Origin of the sequence: Vibrio sp. R-1 (genome assembly GCF_035615595.1) — a bacterium.
Lineage (GTDB): Bacteria > Pseudomonadota > Gammaproteobacteria > Enterobacterales > Vibrionaceae > Vibrio > Vibrio cholerae.
The window spans coordinates 1-793 of the sequence record NZ_WPDC01000244.1; the positions used below are offsets into that span (position 1 = coordinate 1).

The following is a 793-nucleotide window of genomic DNA, read 5'->3' on the forward strand; positions in this document are numbered from 1 at the left end:
CGTGCGCTTTGTTCCAGCGAAACAAACAACGGCTTTACAAACTTTGCTTCTTCTTGATAACGATTTCTCGTATCCCAAAGATCAACTGCATGTTGAATGTTAAGCCAAAATTCTGGGGTGTTACCTAATGCCGCGGCTAACTTGATTGCTACCGGAGCTGTTAACACACCACCATTAATTAAATTACTCACCGTATTTCTGTGTACCCCCATCGCTTCAGCGAGCGCTTTTGATGTGATGCCCATTGGTTCAAGAAATTCAACTTTTAACATTTCCCCAACGCTAACTGGACGACGTTTTGTCTTACGCATAGTCGTTACCTCAATACTTATGTGGGTCTAAGTAAGTATTTAGTGCAACACCATCAACCCACTGAAAAATCAAACGATACTGTTTGTTCACTCGAATTGAACACCAACCTTTAAGATTTCCTTCAAGATGTTCAAAACGATTACCCGGTGGAATTCTTAAGTCTGATTCAGCTTGAGCTGCATCTAAGATTTCCAGCTTCCGAAATAGAGCATTCTCTATGCTACTTGGAATTAAACGATGTCGTTTATCATCCTCGTAAAACTGCTCTAACCACTTATCTTTAAATTCTAATGCCATTGCAACTTGCACTGTCTCATTGTGCATCCATAGACAAAGACTATCGCATAATGACACTGTGCACAAGTTTGATTTGTAGGAAGGATTTCAGAAAAGTACATAACGCTCGCCTAAGGGGCTGGCAACGCATTAACAAAACTCAAACACAGCAACCGTAACCACCGCAGCTCAATGGGACTGGAAA

General features: G+C 41.2%; 2 protein-coding genes. Both read right to left on the reverse strand.

What is annotated here, in order from left to right:
• On the reverse strand, positions 1-311 hold a 311-nt coding region (locus tag GOU96_RS17880), incomplete at its 3' end, for a HigA family addiction module antitoxin (protein WP_053023017.1).
• Positions 312-321: 10 nt separating this feature from the next.
• Positions 322-609, reverse strand: a complete 288-nt coding sequence (locus tag GOU96_RS17885; RefSeq protein WP_001162670.1) for a type II toxin-antitoxin system RelE/ParE family toxin — start codon at positions 607-609, stop codon at positions 322-324.
• Positions 610-793 lie beyond the last annotated feature (184 nt).

Bases quoted from the DNA above. Each gene is read 5' to 3' on its own strand.
- GOU96_RS17885 (WP_001162670.1), bottom strand. From the start codon at position 609: ATGGCATTAGAATTTAAAGATAAGTGGTTAGAGCAGTTTTACGAGGAT.